We start from the raw sequence: 22,319 nt of genomic DNA, 5'->3' as shown, positions 1-22,319 counted from the left end.
GTCCAAAAGCGAACTTGCATGGATTGATGCGCGTGCAGCATCTATCCGAGGAGAGCGGCGGAATCTCGCGGATCGTGTGTTCGCCCAGGAGGACCCTGGGCCACCGGCATCCGATGAGCGCGGACGATACCGCCGCCGAATCGGTTGACGCTTCTGAAACGCTCTGCGACATTCACAAGGAGCCGACAGCCAACTGGTCGTCAGCCATCCCCTTACCTGGAGGAACCCGATGAAGCTTTCTTCCCCTCACAGCAGAACCGCGCGACTGGCCGGTGCCGCCGCCGGAATCGCCGCGATCACCCTGCTCGCGTCGTGCTCGGTCGCCAACTCCGACTCGGACGGCGACAGCGCGGGCGGCGGCGACGCGGCGACGCTGCGCGTGGTCCTGCCGCAGGAGCCGCCCACGCTGGAGGCGTGTGACGCGAACCTGACCTCGACAGGTGTGGTCGTGCGCAGCACCGTCACCGAGCCGCTCGTCGAGCGCAACCCCACCACCGGTGATCTGGAGCCACTGCTCGCGACCGACTGGGAGCAGACCGGCGACACCGAGTGGACGTTCACGGTCCGTGAGGGTGTGACGTTCCAGGACGGCGCCGCGTTCGACGCCGCCGCAGCCGCATACTCGATCGACCGCGCCGTCAACGGCGACCTCGGATGCAACGTCGAGGGCTACATCTTCGGCGACGACGACCTCGAGGTCGAGGCCACGGATGCCACGACCCTGGTGGTCACCACCCCGAGCCCCGATCCGATCCTTCCGCTCAAGCTCTCGTTCATCGAGATCGTCTCGCCCGACACCTCGAACACCGAGTTCGTCCGCGAGCCGAGCGGCACCGGGCCGTACGCGATCAGCGACTGGCAGGCCGGCACGAAGCTCACCCTCGAGCGCAACGACGAGTACTGGGGCGACGCACCCGAGTTCCAGACGGTCGAGTACCAATGGCGCACCGAGGGCACCGTCCGCGCCGCGATGATCACCAGCGGCGAAGCCGACATCGCGCTCGGCCTCAGCCCTGAAGACGGCATCGGCGACCTCGGAGTGAGCTACCCGAACAACGAGACGATCGCGCTGCGGTTCTCGGGCGAGACCGCCCCGCTCGACGACATCCGCATCCGCCAGGCGATCAACTACGCGATCGACCGTGAAGGCATCGTGTCGTCGCTGTACCCCGACGGCGACAAGGTCGCGGCGCAGCTGATCCCCGAGGGCATCGTCGGCTACAACGCCGATCTCGAGCCGTGGCCCTACGACCTCGAGAAGGCGAAGTCGCTCGTGGCCGAGGCGAAGGCCGATGGCGTTCCCGTCGACACGAAGATCATCATGCCGGTGCGCACAGCGCAGTTCCCGAAGGTCAGCGAACTGGGCGAGGTGCTGCGCGAGCAGGTTGCACAGGCGGGGCTGAACGTCGAGCTGCGCATGGTCGATACCACTCAGCACCTGCAGTACCAGCTGAAGCCGTTCGTCACGAACGAGGGTCCGATCTCGATGCTCGTGCAGCACGGCAACCAGGCGGGTGACGCGCAGTTCACCGTCGAGCAGTACATGCTCACCGGTGCTGCGCAGGCCGAGTTCGGCGATCCGGGTCTGGACGCGCTCATCAATGAGGCCCGCAACCTGACCGGCGACGAGCGCCAGGCCGCCTATGAAGAGGTGTTCGCGTATGAGCGTGAGAACGTCGTCGCCCTGGCGCCGATCGCGCACCAGACCGTGATGCTCGGCCTGGCCGAGGGAGTGAACTACGAGCCCAACTCGTCGACCGGTGACGAGCTGCGGATCAAGGAGGTCTCGATCGCGGGCTGACCGCGACCGAGATGAGAGAGGCGGGCGAACATGTGGACCTACCTGGGCAGACGCATTCTGCAGAGCGCGCTGCCGTTGATCGCAGTCGTGCTGGGTGTCTTCGTGCTCGCCCGTCTCACCGGTGATCCGTCGGCGCTGTACCTGCCGCTGAACGCAACGGATCAGATGCGCGCCGATTTCGCGGCACGGAACGGATTCGACCTCCCCATCTGGGAGCAAATGGGGGACTACTTCCTCGGTGTGCTGCAGCTCGACTTCGGCACCTCGCTGCGCACCGGGGAGCCGGCAGCCGAGATGGTGCTTCGGGCCTTCCCGGCCACGCTGCAGCTCGCCGCCGTGACGATGCTCCTCGCGGTCTCGGTCGCCGTCGTCATCGGCAGCTGGGCCTCGCTGAAGCCCAACGGCGTGGCCGATCGCATCGTGAGCTTCTTCTCGATGACCGCGGCGAGCGTGCCGGACTTCTGGCTGGCGATCCTCGGCATCTGGATCTTCGCCATCACTCTGGGATGGCTCCCGACATCCGGCACGGAGGGCGCCGGTGTCTGGGTGCTGCCGGTCGCCACGCTGATGCTGCGCCCCGTCGGCGTGCTCGCACAGGTGGTGCGGGGGTCGATGGTCACCGTGCTCGGCCAGCCGTACATCAAGGTGGCCCGCAGTCGCGGCGCCGGCGAGATGCACATCGTGGGCAAGCACGCGCTGCGCAACGCGGCCGCCCCCGCGCTCACCGTCGCCGGTGACCTGACCGTCGGCCTGATCAACGGCGCGGTCGTCGTCGAGTCGATCTTCGGGTGGCCGGGCATCGGCAAGCTCATGATCGATTCGATCCTGCAGCGCGACTTCGCCGTGCTGCAGGCGGCGGTGCTGCTGACGGCGCTGGCGATCTTCGCCCTGAACATCATCATCGACCTCGGCTACGCGCTGCTCGATCCGCGCGTGCGGCCGACGTCCAGATCCCGCGCGCGGCGTGGTCCCGGCGTGATCTCCGACACGAAGGCAGAGGAGCTGACCAATGTCTGAGGACTCCACCGTCACGATCCTCACGCACCAGGCGCGCAAGGGCCGTTCGGCGAGTCGCCCCGGTCTGTGGCGGCTGCTGCTGAAGGACAAGGTCGCGGCCACCGCCGCGATCGTACTGACCCTCATCGTGCTCACTGCGATCGTCGGTCCGCCGCTGTTCGACGACCTCGCGCAGCGCCAGGACCTCGCCGCCCGCAACATGCCGCCGTTCAGCCTGCAACTGGGCTGGGAGTACATCCTCGGCAGCGATTCGCTGGGCCGCAGCCTGCTGGCCCGCATCATCGCAGCGGCCGGCACGACGCTGGGCGTGGCGGCTGCGGCTGTCGTGGTCTCGGCGGTGGTCGGCTCAATCTGGGGCATGTGGGCCGGATTCCACCGTGGCTGGCGCGAAGCGGTCTCGATGCGCATCGCCGATGTGATCATGAGCTTCCCGTCTCTGCTGCTGGCCGTCGTCATCCTGTACGTGTTCAACCCCAGCGCCGCGAACATCGTCCTCGTGCTGGCGATCACCCGCATCCCGCTGTATCTGCGCACCGCGCGTGCGGATGCCGCCGAGCTGCGTTCGCGGATGTTCGTCGACGCCGCGACGAACTTCGGCGCCAAGCAGCGGTCGATCGTGTTCCGGCACATCGTGCCGAACGTGCTGCCGACGCTCGTCACGCTGGCGACGCTGGAGTTCTGCTACGTGATGCTCGCCGAGTCGTCGCTGAGCTTCCTCGGCATCGGCATCCAGCCGCCCGACGTCAGCTGGGGTCTGATGGTCGCCCAGGGGCGCCAGTACCTCGCGGAGGCCTGGTGGCAGTCGGTGCTCCCCGGCCTCGCGATCGTGATCACCACGGTGTCGGCGAACGTACTCGCAGCCTGGCTGCGTCTGGCGACCGACCCCGGTCAGCGCTGGCGTCTGCAGACCAAGAAGCGTCGCCGCCTGATCGGCTCCGTCGCCCCGCGTCGGTGACACCCGTCGAGTTCGCGCTGCTGGCGCTGGTCATCCTCGTCGCGGCGTGCCTGCAGGGGTCGATCGGGTTCGGCATGGGGATGCTGGCTGCGCCGTTCATCGCGCTGGTCGATGCCACTCTGCTGCCGGTGCTGGTGATCGTGCTCGCGATGATCGTCACGTTGATCGTGCTGGTGCTGGATCGGGCGTCACTCGATCTGCGCGGGGCGGGCTGGGCCTTGGCCGGCAGGGTGCCGGGCAGCATCGTCGGCGCCGGTCTGGTGGCCGTGATGTCGACGGCCGTGCTGTCGTGGGCCGTCGCGGTGGTCGTGCTGCTGGGCGTCGTCGTGTCGCTGCGCGGCTGGCGACCGCGGGTGACGCGGACGACCCAGGCACTGGCGGGAGCGATGTCGGGGATCATGGGCACGTCGACCTCGGTCGGCGGCGCGCCGATGGCGATCGTGTGGCAGGCGTCGGAGGGGCCGCGCCTGCGCGGCACGATGTCGGCGTTCTTCCTGGTCGGTTCGTCACTGTCGCTCGTCGCGCTGCTGCTGTGGGGCGTGGTGCCGTCGCACGCGCTGCTCACCGCGGCCTGGATGGTGCCGTTCGCGATCGCGGGGGTCGTGCTGTCGCGCTTCGTGAATCGATTCCTCAATCGCACGCGCACACGCTCGCTCGCGCTCGGCGCATCCGCCCTCGGGGCGGTGACGCTGATCATCGCCCGCCTCGTCGGACTTGGCTGAGATCGGATGCCGTCGTGCTCAGTTCACGCGCCGCTCCAACGGCAGGCCGGCGTCGAGCAGGTCGATGTTGCGCACGATGTCGGCGGCGCGGGCGACGAAGACCTCACGGGCGTGGCCGGAGTAGTGCGGGGTGAGCACGACGCGATCGAGTGAGGCGAAGCGGTGCACTGAGGCAGGGGCGTCGGTGCCCTGCGGGGCGTCCCACCACACGTCGATGCCGGCACCGCCGATTCGGTGCTCGGCGAGCGCGGCGTACAGCGCGTCCTCGTCGATGAGCGGCCCGCGGGCGACGTTGATGATGAGGGCATCCGGATGCAGGTGCGTCAGTGCCTCGGCGTCGATCAGCCCCCGCGTGCGCTCGGTGAGCGGTGCGGTGACGACGACGACATCGCTCTCATCGAGCAGGTCGTGCAGCCCGTCCTCGCCGTAGACGCGGTCGGGCAGCTCGCTGTCGCCGCCCGCGGTCTGCGGATGCCGACGCATGGCGATCACGCGCATGCCGAACGCGGCCGCGAGGTGGGCGACCGACCGCCCGATCTCGCCGTAGCCGATGAGTCCGAGGGTGCTGCCGGCGAGTGAGCGGTGATACGGCGTGCCCGGGGCGGTGGCGATGGTGCGCCACTGTCCGCGGCGCATCTCGGTGTCGGCCTGCAGGGCGCGGCGACGCAGCATGAGCGCGGTCATCAGCACGTGCTCGGCGATCGCGGGGCCGTGGTGTCCGGTGTTGCACAGCGGCACTTCCGGAGACACGGCACCGGCATCCACTCGGTCGACGCCTGCACCCGTCACGTGCACGAGACGCACGCGGTCCGCGCCGGCCATGTCGGCGGCGGTGAGCCGCGAGCCGATCACCACGTCGGCGTCGGCGATCGCCATGCGGGCGGCCCGCGGGTCGGCGGGGTCGGTGAACGTCCACTCGTGCGGCCGTGCGGTGCGGCGCAGCTCGTCGGCGAAGGCGGAGATGATCGGATCGGTGACGGCGATCCGCAGCGGTGCGCTCACCAGCGTGGGCTTTCCAGGACGTAGCCCGGGTCGACTCGGCGCATGTAGCCGGTGTCGTCACGCTCGCGGATGCCGCCGTCGAGGTACTGCCGGTGCAGGCGCGCGAGGGCATCCGGGTCGAGCTCGATGCCGAGGCCCGGAGCAGTGGGTACGGCGACCGCGCCGTCCGTGAAGGTCAGCGTCCCCGGGGCGATGACGTCTTCGTCCTCGCGCTTCCACGGCCAGTGGGTGTCGCATGCGTAGTCGACGCCGGGAGTTGCGGCGGCGAGGTGTGTCATCGCGGCCAGGCTGATTCCGAGGTGCGAGTTCGAGTGCATCGACAGCCCCCAGCCGAGGGTCTCGGCGAAGCCGGCGAGCAGGCGGGAGCGCTCGAGCCCACCCCAGAAATGGTGGTCAGACAGCACGATGTCGATCGAGCCGCGTCGTACGGCCTCGGCGATGTGCGAGAACGCGACCACGCACATGTTGGTCGCGAGCGGCAGGTCGGTATGGCGGCGCACCTCGGCCATGCCCTCCAGGCCAGGCGTCGGGTCTTCGAGGTATTCGAGAACATCCTTCAGGGCATCCGCGACGCGCAGCGATGTCTCGACGGTCCAGGCGCCGTTCGGATCGATGCGCAGCGGGTGATCCGGGAACGCCTCGCGCAGCGCGAGCATAGCCGCGATCTCTTCGTCGGGAGGCAGCACACCGGCCTTGAGCTTGAGCGCGGTGAAGCCGTAGCCGTCGACGATGCGTCGGGCCTGCGCGACGATGCCGTCCGGGGTGAGGGCTTCGCCCCATTCGTCGGATGCTGCGTCGGGATGTGCGGCCCACTTGTAGAAGAGGTATCCGCTGAACGGCACGGAATCGCGCACCCGTCCGCCGAGCAGCTCGCTGGCGGGCACGCCGAGCACACGGCCGCGGATGTCGATGGCCGCCACATCGAAGGGCGACAGCACGCGGTCGCCGGTGCTGGTGCCGGTGACCATGCCCGACATGCCATGCCCGCCCTGCACGCCGTCAGCGGCGACGCTGCGTTCCACCCGGGTGCGCATGTCATTGGTGGCGAACACGTCGCATCCGAGCACCGCTTCGGCGGCTTTCGCCAGCCGCTGCAGGTGGGCGGCGTCGCCATAGGTCTCGCCCAGGCCGAGCACACCCGACTCGGTGCGCACCTGCACGATGGCGCGCAGCGCCAGCGGCTCATGCACACCGACGGTGTTGAGCAGGGGCGGGTCCTGGAAGGCGACGGGCGTGATCCGGATGGAGCGGACCGCGTTATCGGCCAGACGCGTGGCGGTGGGCACGGACAGCTGGATCTCTTCGGGCATCACGCCTCCGTCGGTGGGATTCCGGCGTTCGGATTCCGATTCGCCGGATTCCGTGCCGTCGGGTTGCTCCCGACATTAGGGTGGGGACGGATGCGCGGGCAAACCAAAATGCGCACTGACTGATGTCGGGAGTGAATCGATGATCTCGCTGGTGCAACTCGAGTGCTTCATCGCGGTCGCGGAGGAGCTGCACTTCGGCGCGGCCGCGACGCGCCTGAAGATGACGCAGCCCCCGCTGAGCCGTCAGATCCAGCAGCTGGAGCGCGAGCTGTCGACCCGTCTGTTCGACCGCACCAGCAGGCGAGTCACTCTCACCCAGGCAGGACGCGCGCTGCTGCCCAACGCACGACGACTCATCGACCTCGCGGCGAAGGCCGTCGCCGACGTGCGATCTGTCGGTCAGGGCGCGGCGGGAACCATCACGATCGCGTACACGGCGATGGCCGGCCAGTCTGTCGTCCCCGATCTGCTCCGTCGCGCCGCCGCCGAACTGCCGGGTGTCACGCTGCTGCTTCGCGAGCTCGTCTCCCTCGATCAGATGGAAGAGCTCGAGAAGGGCACCGTCGACATCGGACTGATGCGGCCGCTGCTCGCGAGGCCGCAGATCAGTACCCGCCCGGTGTATCGCGAGCGGCTCGCCGTCGCCGTTCCGAGCGATTCCCCCCTGGCTCAGCGGGAGGGGCCGCTCAAGCTCATCGACCTCAAGGACGAGCAGATGCTGATGTACTCGCCGAGCGTGGCGCGGTACTTCCACGATCTGCTGCTGTCGATGTTCGTCGCCAGCGGCGTGCATCCGCACATCGTGCAGTACGCGGGCCAGGTGCCCGCGCTGCTGGCCCTGGTGAGCGCCGGGCTCGGGTTCACGCTCGTGCCGGAATCGGCCGGTCGGATCGCCCCCGAAGCGGTGACGCTGCTGCCAATCAGCGAGACTGACCCGTCATCGCGGGTGAACAGCGTCGAACTCGACATCGCGTGGAACTCCGAATCGCACAATCCTCTCGTCGAGCGGCTGCTGAGCCTGGTGGACGACGCGCACGACGAGGAGTGATCAATGCAGTGCCTGCATTGCCCAATGCTCATGTAGGCCTTGATCAGGATGGATCGACCCGCCTAACGTGAACGAGACACCCGCCCGTACTCGACGAGGAGGACGCATGCTGCAGGACGACGTCGCCGCGACCGTCGATGAGCCGGCTCGGCGACCCGAGACCGCTGAGCCCGCACCCGACCTCAGTGCGCAGGACGAGATCCTGCGCGTCGAGGATCTGCGGGTCGCGTACCACATCGGAGACCGTGAGGTCGATGCCGTACGAGGCGTGAGCCTGAACGTGCGCCGCGGCGAGGTCGTCGCGATCGTCGGCGAATCCGGATCCGGCAAGAGCACCGTGGCGCAGGCGATCATGAACCTCCTCGCGCCGAACGCCGAGGTCACCGGCGGCAGTGTGGAGTTCGACGGGCAGGACCTTCTCCCCCTCAGTGAGCGGCATTGGCGCGGCATCCGAGGGCGGCTGATGGGGCTGGTTCCGCAGGATCCGGCCCTGTCACTCAACCCGGTGCGCAAGGTGGGCGTGCAGGTGGCGGAGCCGCTGCTCGTGCACGGCCTCGCGACGAAGCACGAGGCGGCGGATCGCGCCGTCGAGCTGCTCGAGATGGCGGGGCTGACGTATCCGGCCGAGCGGGCGAAGCAGTATCCGCACCAGTTCTCGGGCGGCATGAAGCAGCGTGCGCTGATCGCCGGCGCGCTGGCCGCGCAGCCGAGCCTGATCATCGCCGACGAGCCGACCAGCGCCCTCGACGTCACGGTGCAGAAGCAGATCCTCGATCACCTCGCACATCTCACGCGGGAACTGGGCACGGCGATCCTGCTGATCACGCACGATCTCGGGATGGCAGCGGAGCGCGCCGACACCGTCGTCGTGATGAAGCAGGGCGAGATCGTGGATGCCGGACCCGCCGCGCAGGTGATGACCGCGCCATCGCACGAGTACACGCGCAAGCTGATCGCCGCAGCTCCCCGTCTGAGCGCGCACGAGCGGCGGTCGGCCGACACGAAGGCACGCATCGAGTTCGGCGGCGAGCCGATCGTGCGCGTATCCGAGCTGACGAAGATCTTCCCGCTGCCGAAGGGCGAGGGCGGGCGCAAGTCGCTGACGGCGGTGGATGCTGTCTCGCTCGACGTTCGTCGCGGCGAGACGCTCGCGGTCGTCGGCGAGTCGGGGTCGGGCAAGAGCACGCTGGCGCGGCTGGTGCTGCGTCTGGACGAGCCGACGTCGGGTGCGATCTCGTTCAACGGTGAGGACATCACGCACGCCAAGGGCGAGAAGCTGCGGCAGCTGCGCCGCCGGTTCCAGATGGTCTATCAGAGCCCGTTCGACTCGCTGAACCCGCGCATGACGATCGAGCAGCTCATCACCGAGCCGCTGCTGTCGTTCGGCGAGGGTGATCGCACGTCGCGCTCGAAGCGGGCCGTGGAGCTCTCCGAGCAGGTCGCCCTTCCCGACGGGATGCTGGATCGATATCCCGACGAGCTGTCGGGCGGCCAGCGACAGCGCGTGGCGATCGCTCGTGCGCTCGCGCTCGATCCGGAGTTCATCGTGCTCGACGAGGCCGTGTCCGCACTGGACGTGTCGGTGCAGGCCCAGATACTGAAGCTGTTGGACGAGCTGCAGCATGAGCGCGAGCTGAGTTATCTGTTCATCACGCACGACCTCGGAGTGGTCGCCGAGACCGCCGACCGGATCGCCGTGCTCAAGCACGGCAGGCTCGTGGAGTTCGGCGATGCCGGGCAGGTGTTCACAAACCCGCAGGAGGAGTACACCCGCACGCTGATCGAGGCTGTGCCGGCGTTCAGCGCCTAGGGAGTGACGTGTCAACTTCTCGGGGTTGTCAACGGGGTGTCGCCAGAACGACGTCGGATGCCAGTGTGGGCCGTTCTAGAGATCGGAGACACGATGTCGGACCCCACACCATTCACCGAAGACCCTCTCGACGCCGAGGGCGTCGACCCGGACCTGAGTCAGGACCGAGACGACAAGCGCACCCAGTCACCCGGGGCGGATGTGGAGAGCCCTGAGGTCGACGGCCCGGATGACCGGGGCCCGACGCACGACGAACGTCTGTAACCGCAAGTAGATCGCGCGCTATTTCTGCTTGATTGATGTAAACGAAACTATATGGCGCTAAAGTTGCGGTCATGAGTGGTGGGACGAAGTGGCCAGCGCACCGTGTCGAGACGCTCCCGTGGCAGCAGCAGTTTCGTGGCGGCACCCGCGAGGATCGGATGCTGCGCTCGGTGGACGCCACCATTCCCCCGATCATCGCCTCGCTCGACTACCTCCCTCCGTTGCCAGTCACGCTCGCCACCGAGAAGGCGCTGCTCGCTGTCGCTCAGGCCGACACCGACGCTGAGGGGCACTCCGCGGCGATGAGCCGGTTCATGGTCCGAAGCGAGTCGGCCGCCTCGTCGAAGATCGAGCGCATCTCAGCCTCGGCCATCGATTACGCCCGAGCGATCGGGGGGAACAAGAGCAACTCGTCGGCAACCAGCATGGTGGCCGCCTCCAGGGCGCTTCACGACCTGATCACCCAAGTGGGCGACCGCGGAAGCTTCCAGCTGAAAGATCTGACCGATGCCCACCATGCACTGATGGTCGATGACCCGCACGAATCCGCCTACGCAGGGCGCTTCCGCGACATGCAGAACTGGATCGGCGGGAGCGATCACTCGCCGCGTGATGCACTCCACGTTCCTCCAGCACCAGGGCGAGTCGTGGATCTGGTCACGGATCTGATCGCATACCTGAACCGCGATGACGTCCCCGTGATGGTGCAGGCCGCAATCGGACACGCTCAGTTCGAGTCGATCCATGCCTTCACCGATGGCAATGGACGCATCGGTCGTGCTCTGGTGTCAGCTGTCCTTCGGCGTCGAGGCGTCACTCGAAATGCCATCGTGCCTCTGGCGAGCGGCCTTCTCGCCCGCCGCGAAGACTATTTCTCGTCACTCGACTCATACCGGGGCGGCGACCCCGCGCCGGTGATTGAACTGTTCGCACGATCTGCAGATGTTGCGGCCAATTGCTCCCGGCCGACCATCGCACGCTTGAAGTCGATGCCCGACGAGTGGATCAAGGAACTCAAGCCACGCGCTGGCTCGGCGGCCGCCAATCTCATCTCCGCTTTCTACGACCACCCTGTCCTCAGCTCCGACGAGATCGAGCACTACGCTGGCGCTGTCGCGTCCAACACGAACCGTGCCATTTCGCAGCTCGAACAGTACGGCTTCATCCAGGAGATCACCGGACGCAAGCGCAACCGTGTGTGGGTCGCCACCGAGGTGATGGCGGAGCTCGACGACCTGGACCGTCGCATCCAGGCTGCTATGAAGTAGGCGCAGCCGGTCGAGCCGGTCGAGCCGGTGCAGCACCGTCAACTAGAGCCGCTCCGGCCGCGCCCCGATCCCGATGAACCGGCCGGTGACGTGCGTGAGGCGCGGGTGGTCGCGCAGCATCCGCAGTGGGAACGGCAGCGGCGCATCCGGTTCTCGTTCGGCGATCAGCGGCCCCTGGAGGCGGCGCTGCACGAACTGGGTGATCCAGGTGGGCAAGTTGCGTCGCCGCTGCACGCGACGCAGCTCGGCTGTCGTCGGGATGCCATCGCGTAGCACCGGCCCGAGGATGCGCGCAGTGGCGATGGCGTCCTGAATGGCGAGGTTGATGCCGACGCCACCAGCGGGTGACATGGCGTGTGCGGAGTCGCCGATGCACAGCATCCCGTCGATGAACCAGCTGCGCAGTCGCTCGAGCCGCACCCGCAGCAGGTGCACGTCAGAGGCGGCGAGCGCGGCGATGGCATCGGCCATGCCGGGCGAGATCCGCGCGATCCTGTCTTTCATCGTGGCCAGGTCGGCGTCGGTGCCGCGCCAGGCGCCGGCGGGGATCACGTGCGCGACCTGGAAGAAGTGGCCGCGGTCGATCGTGATGATCAGTCCGGAGCCGGCCTGGATGAACGGGTAGCGCTCGCTCGCGCTCTTGGCGACACGGAACCAGAGCACATCCATCGCCGAGGCGACTCCGGTCGGGACGAGCCCTGCGGCGGCGCGGACGTCGGAGTCGCGGCCGGAGGCGTCGACGACGAGACGGGCGCGCACCGCCACCTCGCCGTCCGGGCCGACTCCCGTGACGCCGACGACGCGGTCGCCGTCACGGATCAGGTCGCCGATGCGGGTGGAGCGGAGCAGAGTGAACTTCGGATGCTGCGCTGCCGCGTCGGCGATCAGGTCGAGGAAGTCCCACTGCGGCATGAACGTCATGACCTTGCGCCGGGTGGGCAGGTGGGTGAAGTCCGCCAGCGTGAGTTCGGTGCCGTACCAGCTGAACGTGACGCGGGGCATGTCGTCGTGCGGGCGGGTGAGGAACTCGTCGAGAAGACCGAGTTCGGCGAGCAGGTCTTGCGTGGACGGGTGGATGGTGTCACCGCGGAAGTCGCGCAGGAAGTCTGCGTGCTTCTCAATGACGACGACACGGATGCCATGGCGCAGCAGCGCGAGCGCCAGCACGAGTCCGGCGGGTCCTCCGCCGACGATCACGCAGTCCGTCTCGAACTCGGTCCCCATGGATACAGCATGCTCCGGCGCGGGCGGGGATGGGGAGTCAATTGCGGGCTTGTCGACCCGTGGAAACCTGCCACGAGCCGGTTTTCGCGCACTGCTATGGTGGCCGGGTCTGCGATGAGGGAGGATGCCGCGTGCTCGACGTGTCGGTGCTGGGCACCGTGAGGGCCAGCAGCAACGGCCGTGAGCATCCGCTCGGCGGCGCCAGGCAACGCGGCCTGCTCGCCCGCCTCGTGGTCTCGCGCGGACGGACCGTGCCGGCCGATCGGCTCATCGATGAGCTGTGGGGCGAGCAGGCTCCGCGGGATCCGGGTCACGCGCTGCAGGCGCACGTCTCACGATTGCGCTCGGCGATCCCGGTACCGATCGTGTTCGCGCACGGCGGTTACCGGATCGACGCTGCCGGTGTGCGCACGGATGCCGCGCGCTTCGAGGATCTGGTGCGGCAGGGCGACACGTCGATCGCCGACGGGGACCTCTCCCGCGCGGCGGATCTGATCACCAGCGGACTGGAGCTCTGGCAGGGGGAGGCGTACTCGGGCCTGCTGGATCTGACGGCGTTGCGGGCCGAGTCGGTGCGGCTCGAGAACGTGCGCTCGGCGGCATTGGCCGACCGCATCGACCTCGATCTCGCCCTGGATCGCTGCGCAGCGGTCGTCTCAGAACTGCACGCTCTCGTCGAACAGGACCCGCTCTCGGAACGCCACTGGGGTCAGTTGATCTCGGCACTGTACTGCGACGGGCGCGTCAACGAGGCCCTCGAGATGTTCCAGCGGGCGCGGTCGGTGTTCGCCGATCTGCTCGGTGCCGAACCGAGCAACGAACTGAGCCGCCTGCACCTGGCGATCCTCCGCGAGCAGCCGCCCGAGACGCTGCTGCGCCTGTCGATGATGAACGACGCCGGCGGTAACAGGACGCCACCGGCACCGGACACGTCGGTACGCCACCTCACCTCCAATGAGCCGCACCTGCTCGCCGGCGCACTGCGCGAGGGACGCGCGACGCTGCTGACCGGCCCGCCCGGTATCGGCAAGACGCACCTGCTGCGGGCGATCCGCAGCAGGTACGCCAGCGTGCGCGATGCCATCACGCTGCTGACGGCCACTCCGCTGAGCCGCTCGATTCCGCTCGGCGTCTTCGCCGCCGTCGTGCCCGAGCAGACCCTGAGCCCGACCGCGCTGATCGATCACTTCACCCGCCACCGCACCACGGCGGCCCTGCTGATCGACAACGTCGAGCAACTGGACGAGGCATCGCTGTTCGTCGTCGGTCAGCTCATCCGCAACGCGTCGGTACCGGTCGTGCTCACCGCGACCGATCTCGCCGCAACGCCGGGCGAGATCGGTGCCCTCTACGACAGCGGCGAGATCGCCGAGATCGGCGTCGTGCCCCTGTCGGACTCCGACGCCGACGAACTGGTGCTGCACACGATCGGCGGCACGCTCACCCCGTCGGCACGCCGGCAGGTCGTTCCGCTTTCGGGCGGGAACCCGCTGCATCTGCGCGAGATCCTCACGGTTTCGGTCGAGGAGGAGCGCCTGCTGCGCACACCGCACGGTTGGGAGCTGCAGGCGGAGCCGGCATCGAGCGTCCGGCTCACCCAGCTCGTCGGCGACCGCTTCACCGGACTGGACGATGCGCTCGTCGACGCCGCGACGATGGTCGGCATCGCCGGCGAGTACCCCGCCGACGCGCTCACCGCGGCAGAGCGTCGGATGCTGACGCGCGCGGATGTGGTGGGATACTCGGCGCCGGGATGGCTCGTCCTGTCGCATCCGCTCGATCTCACACACCTGCGCGGGCGCTGCTCGGATGCCCTGTGGCACGACCTGTCAGTCGATGTGCTCGCCCTACTGCGCAGCGATGCGGCCCGGCAATCGCCGGCGGCCCGCCGCCGTGCGCACATCCTCGCCCTCGAGCTGGGAGAGCGGATCGAGATCCCGGCCACCGTCGAACTCGCCGAACACGCGCTGGCCGCCTTCGATGAACGGCTCGCACTGCGTGCCGCCACCGCGGTCACCGCACTCGACCCCGAGAATGCGACGGCACACCGGCTCGCCGGCTCGGCAGCATCCGCCCTCGGTGATCCGGATGGCGCAACGACGCATTTCGAGACCGCGGCGACCGTGGCCGCCACTCCGGCAGAGCGGGCGGCCGTCGCGCTGGCCCACGCCCGGCATCTCGGTCTGCGACACTACGACGCAGCGGCCGCACTCGGTGTCGTCGAGCACGCACTGCGCACCATCGACGACCCCGTCGAGGTCGCCCATCTGCAGCGCGAGGCCCTGCGCTGGTCGACGGTCGCGGGACGCACCCGGGCGATCATGGACGCCCCGGGCGACACCGGTGACGCGGTGGCGGTGATCAGCCTCATCACAGCGGCCCTGTCGGGAACGATCACCGGTCCGCACGACGTCGCCGTGCGGACCCTGCGACGGCTGCACGGCGCCCCGGCCGAGGTCGTCGCGCGCATTCCCTCCGGCGCTGAGCTCATCGAATTGGCCGAGATCATGGCCGTGTCGAACTCGGGCGACGTCCGCGCCGCGCGTCGGCATCTCCGGTCGGCGATCGCCGAGGCGCACACCGATCGTCCGGAGTCGCTCGGCGCGTGGGAGTACGCCCTGGCGTTCTCGGACCTGCTGTCGGGCGATATGGCACACGCGCACGAGGTCGCCGTCTCGGCCGCGACCCACCTGCGCTGGCGCGACCCCACCGGACTGCTGCCGGCGGCGCTCGCCCTGGTCGATGCCACCGCGCGCGTGATCGGGCGGACCGACAGCGACCCCGGCGACGAGGCCGTCCCGCCCGGGGCCGCGGACGACCCGAAGGTCATGATGCTGCGAGCCTGGTCTGCGGCCTGGGAGGCACGGTGCGCCGGCCGACGCGGCGAGGCCGCGCAGTTGCTCGTCGAGTCCGCTCAGGTGATGCTGACCGCGCAGCACACCTTCTTCGCGGGGATGCTGGCGCACTGCGCGGTGCGCGCAGGGGCAGTGCGGCTGAGCGCCGAGCGCGTTGGCGAGATCGGCAAGCGGCTCGACACGCAGGGCAGCGACGACGGGATGCTGGCCGGCGCAGTCCGGGTGCTCGAAGAGGCGAACGAGATCGGCGGCGGCGGCCTGCTCGCCCTGCTGCTGCGGCACGCCGTGGCGACAGCATCCGCCGATTTCACCGCACTCGAGGCGATCGCCACCGAGGCCGACGCGCTCGGTCTCGCGTCGACCGCGGCAGATATCCGGGCGATGCTCACGTACGGCCGTGCCCCGGCCGAGCCGCACACGACCGCGCTGTGGGCCGTCGACGCGACGCAGGCTACTGCGCCGGGATGACGGTGTAGCCGACCGTCGCCTCCTCTTCCCCGGAGGGCGCGATGATCGACACGTTCACGCTCAGCGACTCGTCCTTGCGATACGTGACGTTGAGCATCTCACCCATGTCAGCCGTCGCCTCCTGCTCCCAGCCGGAGAAGTCGGACTCCACCTGTGCGACCAGCTCGTCCATACCGCGCGGATCGGTGACGATGACGACCATGCCCTCGTCGATGGTCATCGACTGGATGATGTTGTCCGAGACCAGGGTGATCTCGGAGGGGAAACCATCCGGCAGGCTTCCGAAATCGACCGATGCCTCGCCGTCGCTCATCCCCTCGATGAGGTCTTCGGCGACCTGCTCGGCTCCGTCCTGCGCGGCCCTGTCGACGAGCGCGTCGACGGGATTGCCGAAGCACCCCGTCAGCGTCGCCGCGATCCCCATCGCGAGCGTGCCGGTCACGATTCGAACCCGCATGGATCCTGCCATCTTCTTCTCCCCCTTGTCCCCGGTGGCGTCTGGTCGCACGATCTCAACATGTGGCGCTCACAGACGGCTCACATCGTTGTGCCTGGCCGATGGTCGCCCACGTTGTGAGTCGTCTGTGAGCGGTCGATGGTTGGGTGTCGACACGACGCACATCTGTCTGCGGGTGATGCGCATTCTGAGAGGGGAAGCAGATGGATACCTATACCGGGATTCTCGCGGCGTACTTGGCCGCGATGGTCGGCGTGGCCGTCGTCGGCGTGGCCGTGTACGTGGTCACCGCCTATTTCATGTCGAAGGTCTTCGCCAAGGCGGGCGTGCAGGGCACGTGGCGGGCGTGGGTGCCCGTCTACAACTTCATGGTCTTCTTCAAGCTCGGCGACCTCAGCCCGTGGCTGGTGCTGTACTGCTTCGCCGGGGCCGTGGTGCTGAGCTGGGTGGGCATCGGGTTCATCTTCTCGCTCGCGCTGTTCGTCGGCGGCGGCGTGGCCGCCTACCGCGTCGGACTCAAGACGGGCAAAGAGCCGGCGCTGGTCGCACTCTGGTTGATCCCGACAGCCTGGTTCGGCGTCATCGGGCTGAGCAAGGCAACGTGGAACACCGCCGTGGCACCGGCGCAGTGGGCGGGCAACGGCTTTCTCGCCGACCGCACGGAGTGGCCGGGGGTTCCAGCACAGGCATCCGCTGTCGATGGGCCCGCGCAGCCGGAGCGTCCTGCCGAAGCCGGCGCCTGAGGCGCCCTTCTGCTGACGGGGCTGCCGTGCGTCAGGTGAACGCCACCGCGCGCACGGGCGCCCCGTCGCCCTGCAGGTTCAGCGGGAAGAGCGGCGGTAAGTAGCGGCTCAGCAGTAGTCGCAGATCCCGCTGGCGGGCAGCTGCATCCCGCACCCAGGTGTGTCACATCGGGACTGCTCGCTCTCCTCCCGCTGTCGCGAGCGCGACCCGCCACCGTCGCGGATCTTGTTGTAGGGCAGGGCGAAGTGCGTGACGTGGCCGTCGTCGTGGCGCTCGGTGATGTAGCCGACGTGGATCCAGCCGGTGGGTCTCGATCCACCGCGAGGGATCATCGCGATGTAACTGCGCGACCGTGGGATGTAGAACTCCACGAAATCGTGGCGCATGACGAACTCGCGTGCCATCGGGATGTTCTCCACCGGCAGTCGGAACTCGTTGAGTGCGGCCTCGAAGGTGTCGTACGACAGCCGACCCCCGCGGGATTCGAGACCATCGATGCTGTACCCCAACTGGCTGAGTCGACCCGCGGCGCCGTTCTTGCCGCCGTTGAACTCCTCCGACGCCAGCGCCGTTCCATGCTGGTTACCGTACGCGACGCCGAAGATGGCCTTCGAGTCGTAGAAGCCCCCGTCGGAGATGAGGAAGTACTCCGTCGCGGGGCCAAAGCCGTACTTGTGCAGAAACGCGTCTCGCCCCAGCCGATCGAACTCGGCGAGCGCAGCATCGACAGCTGATCGTTCGGTGAGAGCAGCGTACGAGACCATGACTCGGATGCTACCGGTGAGCACCGACACGTACGGGGGTCCGCCGGCTCGCGCCTCGTCACGCTTCCGAGAAGTCAGCGCAATACTCAAGCACCAAAACGACGTCACTGTTGATGGGCCGACGCAGCCGGAGCGCCCTGCGGGAGCCGGCGCCTGAGGCGCCCTTCTGTTGACGGGGTGCCGTGCGTCAGGTGAACGCCACCGCGCGCACGGGCGCCGCGTCGCCCTGCAGATTCAGCGGGAAGAAGCCGACCCGCACGCGCGCCGGCAGGTCGGTCAGGCCGCGAATGTTCTCGACGATGAGACCGTCGCCGCCGAGCACGATCCCGTGCACGGGGAACGAGGCGGCGGGCGCGCCGGTTGCGCCCGTTTGGTCTGGGCTGAGGGTGTCGACAGCGAGCAGGCGCATGCCGCGCCGCCACAGTTCGGCGGCGGTCGCCGCGTCAAGATGCGGATGCTGCAGAGCCGCCTGCTGGCCGAAGTGGCGCGCCCACCCGGTGTCGATGATCACGATCGACGGCACGGCGTCGGGGATGCCGCCGGGCACGACGAGGTCGCCCCACCTGGATCGTGTCACCACGGGCGGTTTTCGCGGGTTGAGGCCTGTTGAGCCCTGATATGCCAGGGTTCTTGGTGCGTGGACTGCGCACTAAATGGGCTCTTCAGAGTGGACTCACCCACCCCACCTCAAATAGGAAGAGCCCTATAACCTGGCGCGTGCTCGCGATCTCGCGCGCCAGGTCTCGGACGCGAGTTTCGGGATCCACTAATTGATCGGATGATCTGCATGCATACGGTAAGCATGCCGAACGTGTTGATCCGCGACCTCGACCCGCAGGTGCACGTCGTGCTGACCGCTCGCGCCGAGGCGCAGGGGCAGTCACTGCAGCAGTACCTCACTGCAGAGCTGACCGAGATGGCCTCGAAGCCGACCCTGGCTGAGCTGTTCTCAGAGATCGAAGCTCGGCCGACCCGGCCGAGGGTCCCGATCGACGTGATCTTGAAGGCCATCCACGAAGGCAGACAAGGGCGATGATCGTCGCCGACGCCTCGGCTGTGGTCGATCTCATCGCCGATATCGGGCGAAAGAACCCGCTGCGTGATCGTCTGTCCGGAGCGCGGCTGGTCGCACCCGACTTCCTCCCGATCGAAGTCGCATCGGCACTCCGCAGCCTGAACCTCGAGGCCATTCTCACCGACAGTCACCTCGACGAGGCAGTTCGACTCCTGCGGCGACTCCGTGTCGATCTGCAGGAGTCGCTGCCACTTGTACCGCGGGTACTGGCACTGCGCGACAACTTCTCGGCTTACGACGCAAGCTATGTCGCGCTCGCCGAAAGCTTCGGATGCCCGCTGCTCACCTACGACCGAAGGCTGGCGAAAGCCGCGGCGAAGCACTGCGCCGTCGAATTGGTCCCCGTGCCGTGACCATCCGCCAGAGCAGGTCGGCGGGGCAACGACAAAAGAACCGCTTCACCTCACGGGCGGCTTGTCAACGGGCATCCGCTCGAATACGTCGAATGCCACGCTGGCACTCCCACCAGCGACCGGAGAACCCATGTCTGACCCGACCCCTTTCCCCACCGACCCGCTCTACCCCGACGGCACCGACCCGGACCTCAGCAAGGACGACGACGCGCGTGCTGCCAAGGGTCACACCGACCCCGACCGCCCCGACGACCGGCGGCCGACTTTCGACGAGCAGCAGCAGGACCGTCTGGCCGCCGAAGAGCAGGGCCGGGGAGAGCACTACACCGACATCCCGTGACGTGTGCGGGACCCGGTGAGGCGTGCGGTGCCAGCGGGGTTGCTGGCGCAGGCGCGCGAGCCCGACCGCGGGGCTGAGCGCGAGGCCGCCGCCGGCGGTTCCCGCGACGACCCGGCCCGCGCATAGCCTTGCTCCATGGCACCCGACACTCCTGATCTGATGCGCTTCCTGCATGGGGCGATCCGCGACCCGCATCCGTTGGCTCTGCTGGACGCGGCGAGCACGCTCGCCCCTGCCCCTTGACAAACCCACGCCCATATCAGGGCATGTCTCCTAACCCGTAGGGGTGGTGGGCGGCAGGATCGAGGCGTGCTTGCGCTCAGTCGCTGTCGGATTCCGCTTGGGCTCTCAATACACGTCGATTGTGCTGACCGAGCACCTCGCGCTCGAGCAGATCGCCCCCTCAATCGGATCCGTCGGCGATTCGTACGATTGTCAGTCTCTTTCTACCCGGTTCCGCAAGGATTGAGGAGTCCCGGCCGACGCGGTCTGACCCTTGCTTACGATTGGCCCGCAGGGTGCCTTTGCGTTGATCTGTCGACCGCCCGGCCGGACACGCAACAAGCGCTGCCGCCGGATCGGGCGTGACCTAATAGGAGCCTCGAGCAGCATGTCGAGAGCGTCCCCGTGACAGTCCTGTCCACCCGCCGGCGACAGCGTGAGACCACGCTGACCGTCAAGGGAGACAGGCACCATGATCGCACTCGAATCCGTCCACTCCGGGCATGTCGTCATCGGCGTCGACACCCACAAGCACATCCACGTCGCCGCCGTGCTCGACACGATCGGCGGCATCCTCGCTACTCTCACCGTCCCCACCGATACCGGCGGGTTCCGGCAGATGCTCGCCTGGGCGGACGTTCGGAAAGGTCCTTGCGTTCGGCATCGAGGGCACCGGCTCCTACGGAGCGACCCTCACCTCGTTCCTGCGCCGACACGGACGCAAAGCCGTCGAAGCAGGGCGTCCAGACCGCCGCCAGCGACGGATGAACGGTAAGCCCGACACCCTCGACGCGGAGAACGCCGCCCGCTCCGTGCTCGCACCGGCGGCTGAGGGGGGCATACTCCTAGAGGCTGAGGGGGGCATACTCCTAGATCAGTCGAATCTCCCCCGTGAGGACATGGCTGCGCAGGAAGTGATCCTCCGCGTCCCAGCGACGCGTCGCGAAGAGCGATGAGTCACGCTGCGGCGCATGCTATGAATGAATCGGATTGGGAGGCGCGATGGGATTGCAAGAGGTCCGTAGCCGGTTTTTCCGGGAGTTTCCGGCCGCCGAGAATTTGGACTCGTCACTCCGGACCGCGAACAACCCGAACCCGATGTTCTTCATGGCGTCGGTTGCAAAGGAAGTCGACCTCAAGGGGTCTGGGCTCGCGTTGCTACGCCTCGGAGAAGACCTCGAGCGTCGTTTCGGGATCAATGGGGAAGTAGCTGCATACTTCACTCCCTGGCGGGATTTTCAACGACGCTCGTTCAACGCGATGACGCTTCGCACAAGTGATTTGATTCGGTCGCTCCAGGATCAGATCATGCAGTCGGAGCGCTTCACACCGTCCCGTCGTGTTGCCCTCCTCATCTCCACAGACCCCAACGTCCAGACCAAACTCGACGAATGGCAGAGCGACTCATACAGTGAGCTCACTATCGTCGCCATCGATCCGTTGCGACACACCGGTCCGGACCTGATGGCGGAGATCACTAGGAATCTTCGAGACCGGCTCGGCGAACGAGATCTGTACGGCACCCAGAATCCCGTTAGCGGCGTCGACTTCTTCGGCCGCACGGGTCTCATGCGGAACCTGAGCGCGGCCATCGATGGTGATCAGAACATCGCAATCCTCGGACTCAGGCGGTCCGGGAAAACGTCGGTGCTGCGCGAGTTGCGAAGGGTCTTGCTCCCGCGTCGTGTGGTCATCCCGATCGCAGACTTTCAGATGCTGGAGGAACACTCAGCCGAGGAGTTGGCTAGCTCGATTGCGGCGAGCTTGAACGAGGAACTCAAGTCTGCAAAAGCAAAGGGCATAGATGTCTGGATCGGGAATGAGTCTGATCAGTCGGTCGACGACCTGACCCCTTCGGCGCTTTCGGATCGCATCAAACGCGTCGCTTCTCGCAACCCAGGTATACGCATTGTGGTCGCTGTGGACGAGGTCGAGAGCGCAGCGGCGATCGCGCGCGAGAATCCAATGGCCATCAAAGTCTTGCTGGGAGCCCTTCGATCTGCGGCGCAGGCTCGCGAGAACGTGTCCCTAGTGTTCAGCGGCGTTGCGAATCGTATGTTCAGGAGCAGTTCTCTCGGGGATCGCGGCGAAGTTGACAATCCCATGTTCAACCAGGTCTCCAGCGTCTACCTCACCCCGTTCGAACTCGAGGAGACGACCTCGCTTCTTCGCGATTTGGGCCGCCCGATGCTTCTTGACTGGCAACCGGACGCTATCGCCGAGGTCCAACGCCTTACTGGTGGCTTCCCGTATTTCGTTCGCGACCTGGCATCCGCGGTTCGCAAGAGCGTTCGGACACAGGTGCTCGAAGCTTCCGCCGACGCTGTCAAGATCAACGCCGACCATGTGGGCGTGAGCGCGCCTGAATGGGCGATCGTCGCTGGCGAGGCTTGGAATGGGATAGTTGCGGCGCTCGGAATCCACTATCCGTCGGCGGCATCCCTGCTTGATTCATCGATCACTGAATCTGAGCTGAATGAGTGGATCGCGGGAGACGCAGAGGCGGAGCAAGCCGCTGAAGATCTAGTCGCGTTGAAGCTACTACAACGCGACGAGAAGGGCATTCTATACAGCCCAACACTCGCGGCCCTTCAATCGCTGTCGCGTCCGTCCTCAAAAC

21 protein-coding genes are annotated in these 22,319 nt (G+C 67.5%); 15 read left to right on the top strand and 6 right to left on the bottom strand.

The genetic code is table 11. The features are described from left to right. The first annotated feature begins 229 nt into the window (after positions 1-229). The 4 genes from WDU99_RS15505 to WDU99_RS15490 are packed head-to-tail and all read left to right on the top strand — an operon-like array spanning position 230 to position 4,495. Entirely contained in the window at positions 230-1,801 is a 1,572-nt protein-coding gene (locus WDU99_RS15505; RefSeq protein WP_337333367.1) for an ABC transporter substrate-binding protein, read from the top strand. 30 nt (positions 1,802-1,831) lie between these two features. Then, entirely contained in the window at positions 1,832-2,818 is a 987-nt protein-coding gene (locus tag WDU99_RS15500; RefSeq protein ID WP_337333366.1) for an ABC transporter permease, read from the top strand. After that, positions 2,811-3,773, top strand: coding sequence for an ABC transporter permease (locus WDU99_RS15495; RefSeq protein WP_337333365.1), 963 nt, complete (start codon positions 2,811-2,813; stop codon positions 3,771-3,773). The genes WDU99_RS15500 and WDU99_RS15495 overlap by 8 nt, the downstream gene beginning before the upstream one ends. Next, positions 3,770-4,495 carry a sulfite exporter TauE/SafE family protein gene (locus tag WDU99_RS15490; protein ID WP_337333364.1) on the top strand — a complete coding sequence of 242 codons (726 nt, stop codon included), beginning with the start codon at positions 3,770-3,772 and terminating at the stop codon, positions 4,493-4,495. Before WDU99_RS15495 ends, WDU99_RS15490 begins: the two co-directional genes overlap by 4 nt. Positions 4,496-4,513: 18 nt before the next feature. Here WDU99_RS15490 and WDU99_RS15485 read toward each other — a convergent pair whose 3' ends face one another. Together WDU99_RS15485 and WDU99_RS15480 are read right to left on the bottom strand one after the other, a co-directional pair. Continuing rightward, positions 4,514-5,497 carry a 2-hydroxyacid dehydrogenase gene (locus WDU99_RS15485; protein WP_337333363.1) on the bottom strand — a complete coding sequence of 328 codons (984 nt, stop codon included), beginning with the start codon at positions 5,495-5,497 and terminating at the stop codon, positions 4,514-4,516. Beyond that, positions 5,494-6,807, bottom strand: coding sequence for a glucarate dehydratase family protein (locus WDU99_RS15480; protein WP_337333362.1), 1,314 nt, complete (start codon positions 6,805-6,807; stop codon positions 5,494-5,496). The genes WDU99_RS15485 and WDU99_RS15480 overlap by 4 nt, the downstream gene beginning before the upstream one ends. Before the next feature lie 139 nt (positions 6,808-6,946). Here WDU99_RS15480 and WDU99_RS15475 point away from each other — a divergent pair, with 139 nt between their 5' ends. The 4 genes from WDU99_RS15475 to WDU99_RS15460 all read left to right on the top strand — a co-directional run bounded on the left by WDU99_RS15475 (position 6,947) and on the right by WDU99_RS15460 (position 11,197). Further along, positions 6,947-7,855, top strand: coding sequence for a LysR family transcriptional regulator (locus tag WDU99_RS15475; RefSeq protein ID WP_337333361.1), 909 nt, complete (start codon positions 6,947-6,949; stop codon positions 7,853-7,855). Between the two features lie 106 nt (positions 7,856-7,961). Next, positions 7,962-9,665, top strand: a complete 1,704-nt coding sequence (locus WDU99_RS15470) for an ABC transporter ATP-binding protein (protein ID WP_337333360.1) — start codon at positions 7,962-7,964, stop codon at positions 9,663-9,665. 93 nt (positions 9,666-9,758) lie between these two features. Next, positions 9,759-9,929 carry a hypothetical protein gene (locus WDU99_RS15465; RefSeq protein ID WP_337333359.1) on the top strand — a complete coding sequence of 57 codons (171 nt, stop codon included), beginning with the start codon at positions 9,759-9,761 and terminating at the stop codon, positions 9,927-9,929. Positions 9,930-10,087: 158 nt separating this feature from the next. After that, positions 10,088-11,197, top strand: a complete 1,110-nt coding sequence (locus WDU99_RS15460) for a Fic family protein (protein WP_337333358.1) — start codon at positions 10,088-10,090, stop codon at positions 11,195-11,197. 42 nt (positions 11,198-11,239) lie between these two features. Here the strand turns inward: WDU99_RS15460 and WDU99_RS15455 are convergent, their stop codons facing one another. After that, positions 11,240-12,421, bottom strand: coding sequence for an FAD-dependent oxidoreductase (locus WDU99_RS15455; protein ID WP_337333357.1), 1,182 nt, complete (start codon positions 12,419-12,421; stop codon positions 11,240-11,242). A 131-nt stretch (positions 12,422-12,552) separates the two neighbouring features. Here WDU99_RS15455 and WDU99_RS15450 point away from each other — a divergent pair, with 131 nt between their 5' ends. Beyond that, the gene (locus tag WDU99_RS15450) at positions 12,553-15,744 is read left to right on the top strand and encodes a transcriptional regulator (RefSeq protein WP_337333356.1); all 3,192 of its coding nucleotides are present in this window, start codon (positions 12,553-12,555) and stop codon (positions 15,742-15,744) included. Here WDU99_RS15450 and WDU99_RS15445 read toward each other — a convergent pair. Continuing rightward, positions 15,728-16,213, bottom strand: coding sequence for a hypothetical protein (locus WDU99_RS15445; RefSeq protein ID WP_337333355.1), 486 nt, complete (start codon positions 16,211-16,213; stop codon positions 15,728-15,730). The two genes, WDU99_RS15450 and WDU99_RS15445, sit on opposite strands and share 17 nt — an antisense overlap. 191 nt (positions 16,214-16,404) lie before the next feature. Here WDU99_RS15445 and WDU99_RS15440 point away from each other — a divergent pair, with 191 nt between their 5' ends. Continuing rightward, a complete protein-coding gene (locus tag WDU99_RS15440) occupies positions 16,405-16,944 on the top strand; it encodes a large exoprotein (RefSeq protein WP_337333354.1) in 540 nt (179 codons plus the stop codon). 108 nt (positions 16,945-17,052) lie between these two features. Here the strand turns inward: WDU99_RS15440 and WDU99_RS15435 are convergent, their stop codons facing one another. Next, positions 17,053-17,709, bottom strand: a complete 657-nt coding sequence (locus WDU99_RS15435) for a ScoMcrA-related endonuclease (RefSeq protein WP_337333353.1) — start codon at positions 17,707-17,709, stop codon at positions 17,053-17,055. Positions 17,710-17,896: 187 nt separating this feature from the next. Next, positions 17,897-18,286 (bottom strand): cyclase family protein, encoded by a 390-nt coding sequence (locus tag WDU99_RS15430; RefSeq protein ID WP_337333352.1) that lies wholly within the window; start codon positions 18,284-18,286, stop codon positions 17,897-17,899. Between the two features lie 225 nt (positions 18,287-18,511). On the opposite strand from WDU99_RS15430, the gene WDU99_RS15425 reads away from it, so the two are divergent. The 5 genes from WDU99_RS15425 to WDU99_RS15405 form a co-directional block, all read left to right on the top strand. Beyond that, positions 18,512-18,745, top strand: a complete 234-nt coding sequence (locus tag WDU99_RS15425) for a FitA-like ribbon-helix-helix domain-containing protein (protein WP_337333351.1) — start codon at positions 18,512-18,514, stop codon at positions 18,743-18,745. Beyond that, entirely contained in the window at positions 18,742-19,137 is a 396-nt protein-coding gene (locus WDU99_RS15420) for a type II toxin-antitoxin system VapC family toxin (protein WP_337333350.1), read from the top strand. The genes WDU99_RS15425 and WDU99_RS15420 overlap by 4 nt, the downstream gene beginning before the upstream one ends. Before the next feature lie 130 nt (positions 19,138-19,267). After that, entirely contained in the window at positions 19,268-19,477 is a 210-nt protein-coding gene (locus WDU99_RS15415; protein WP_337333349.1) for a hypothetical protein, read from the top strand. A 725-nt stretch (positions 19,478-20,202) separates the two neighbouring features. After that, the gene (locus tag WDU99_RS15410; protein ID WP_337333348.1) at positions 20,203-20,655 is read left to right on the top strand and encodes a hypothetical protein; all 453 of its coding nucleotides are present in this window, start codon (positions 20,203-20,205) and stop codon (positions 20,653-20,655) included. Between the two features lie 46 nt (positions 20,656-20,701). Further along, positions 20,702-22,319, top strand: a 1,618-nt coding sequence (locus WDU99_RS15405; protein ID WP_337333347.1) for an AAA family ATPase, incomplete at its 3' end; no start/stop codon positions are given.

Source organism: Microbacterium bandirmense (assembly GCF_037204185.1).
Lineage (GTDB): Bacteria > Actinomycetota > Actinomycetes > Actinomycetales > Microbacteriaceae > Microbacterium > Microbacterium bandirmense.
Note: the sequence above shows the minus strand (reverse complement) of the source record. Positions and strands in the feature narration are given on the sequence as shown.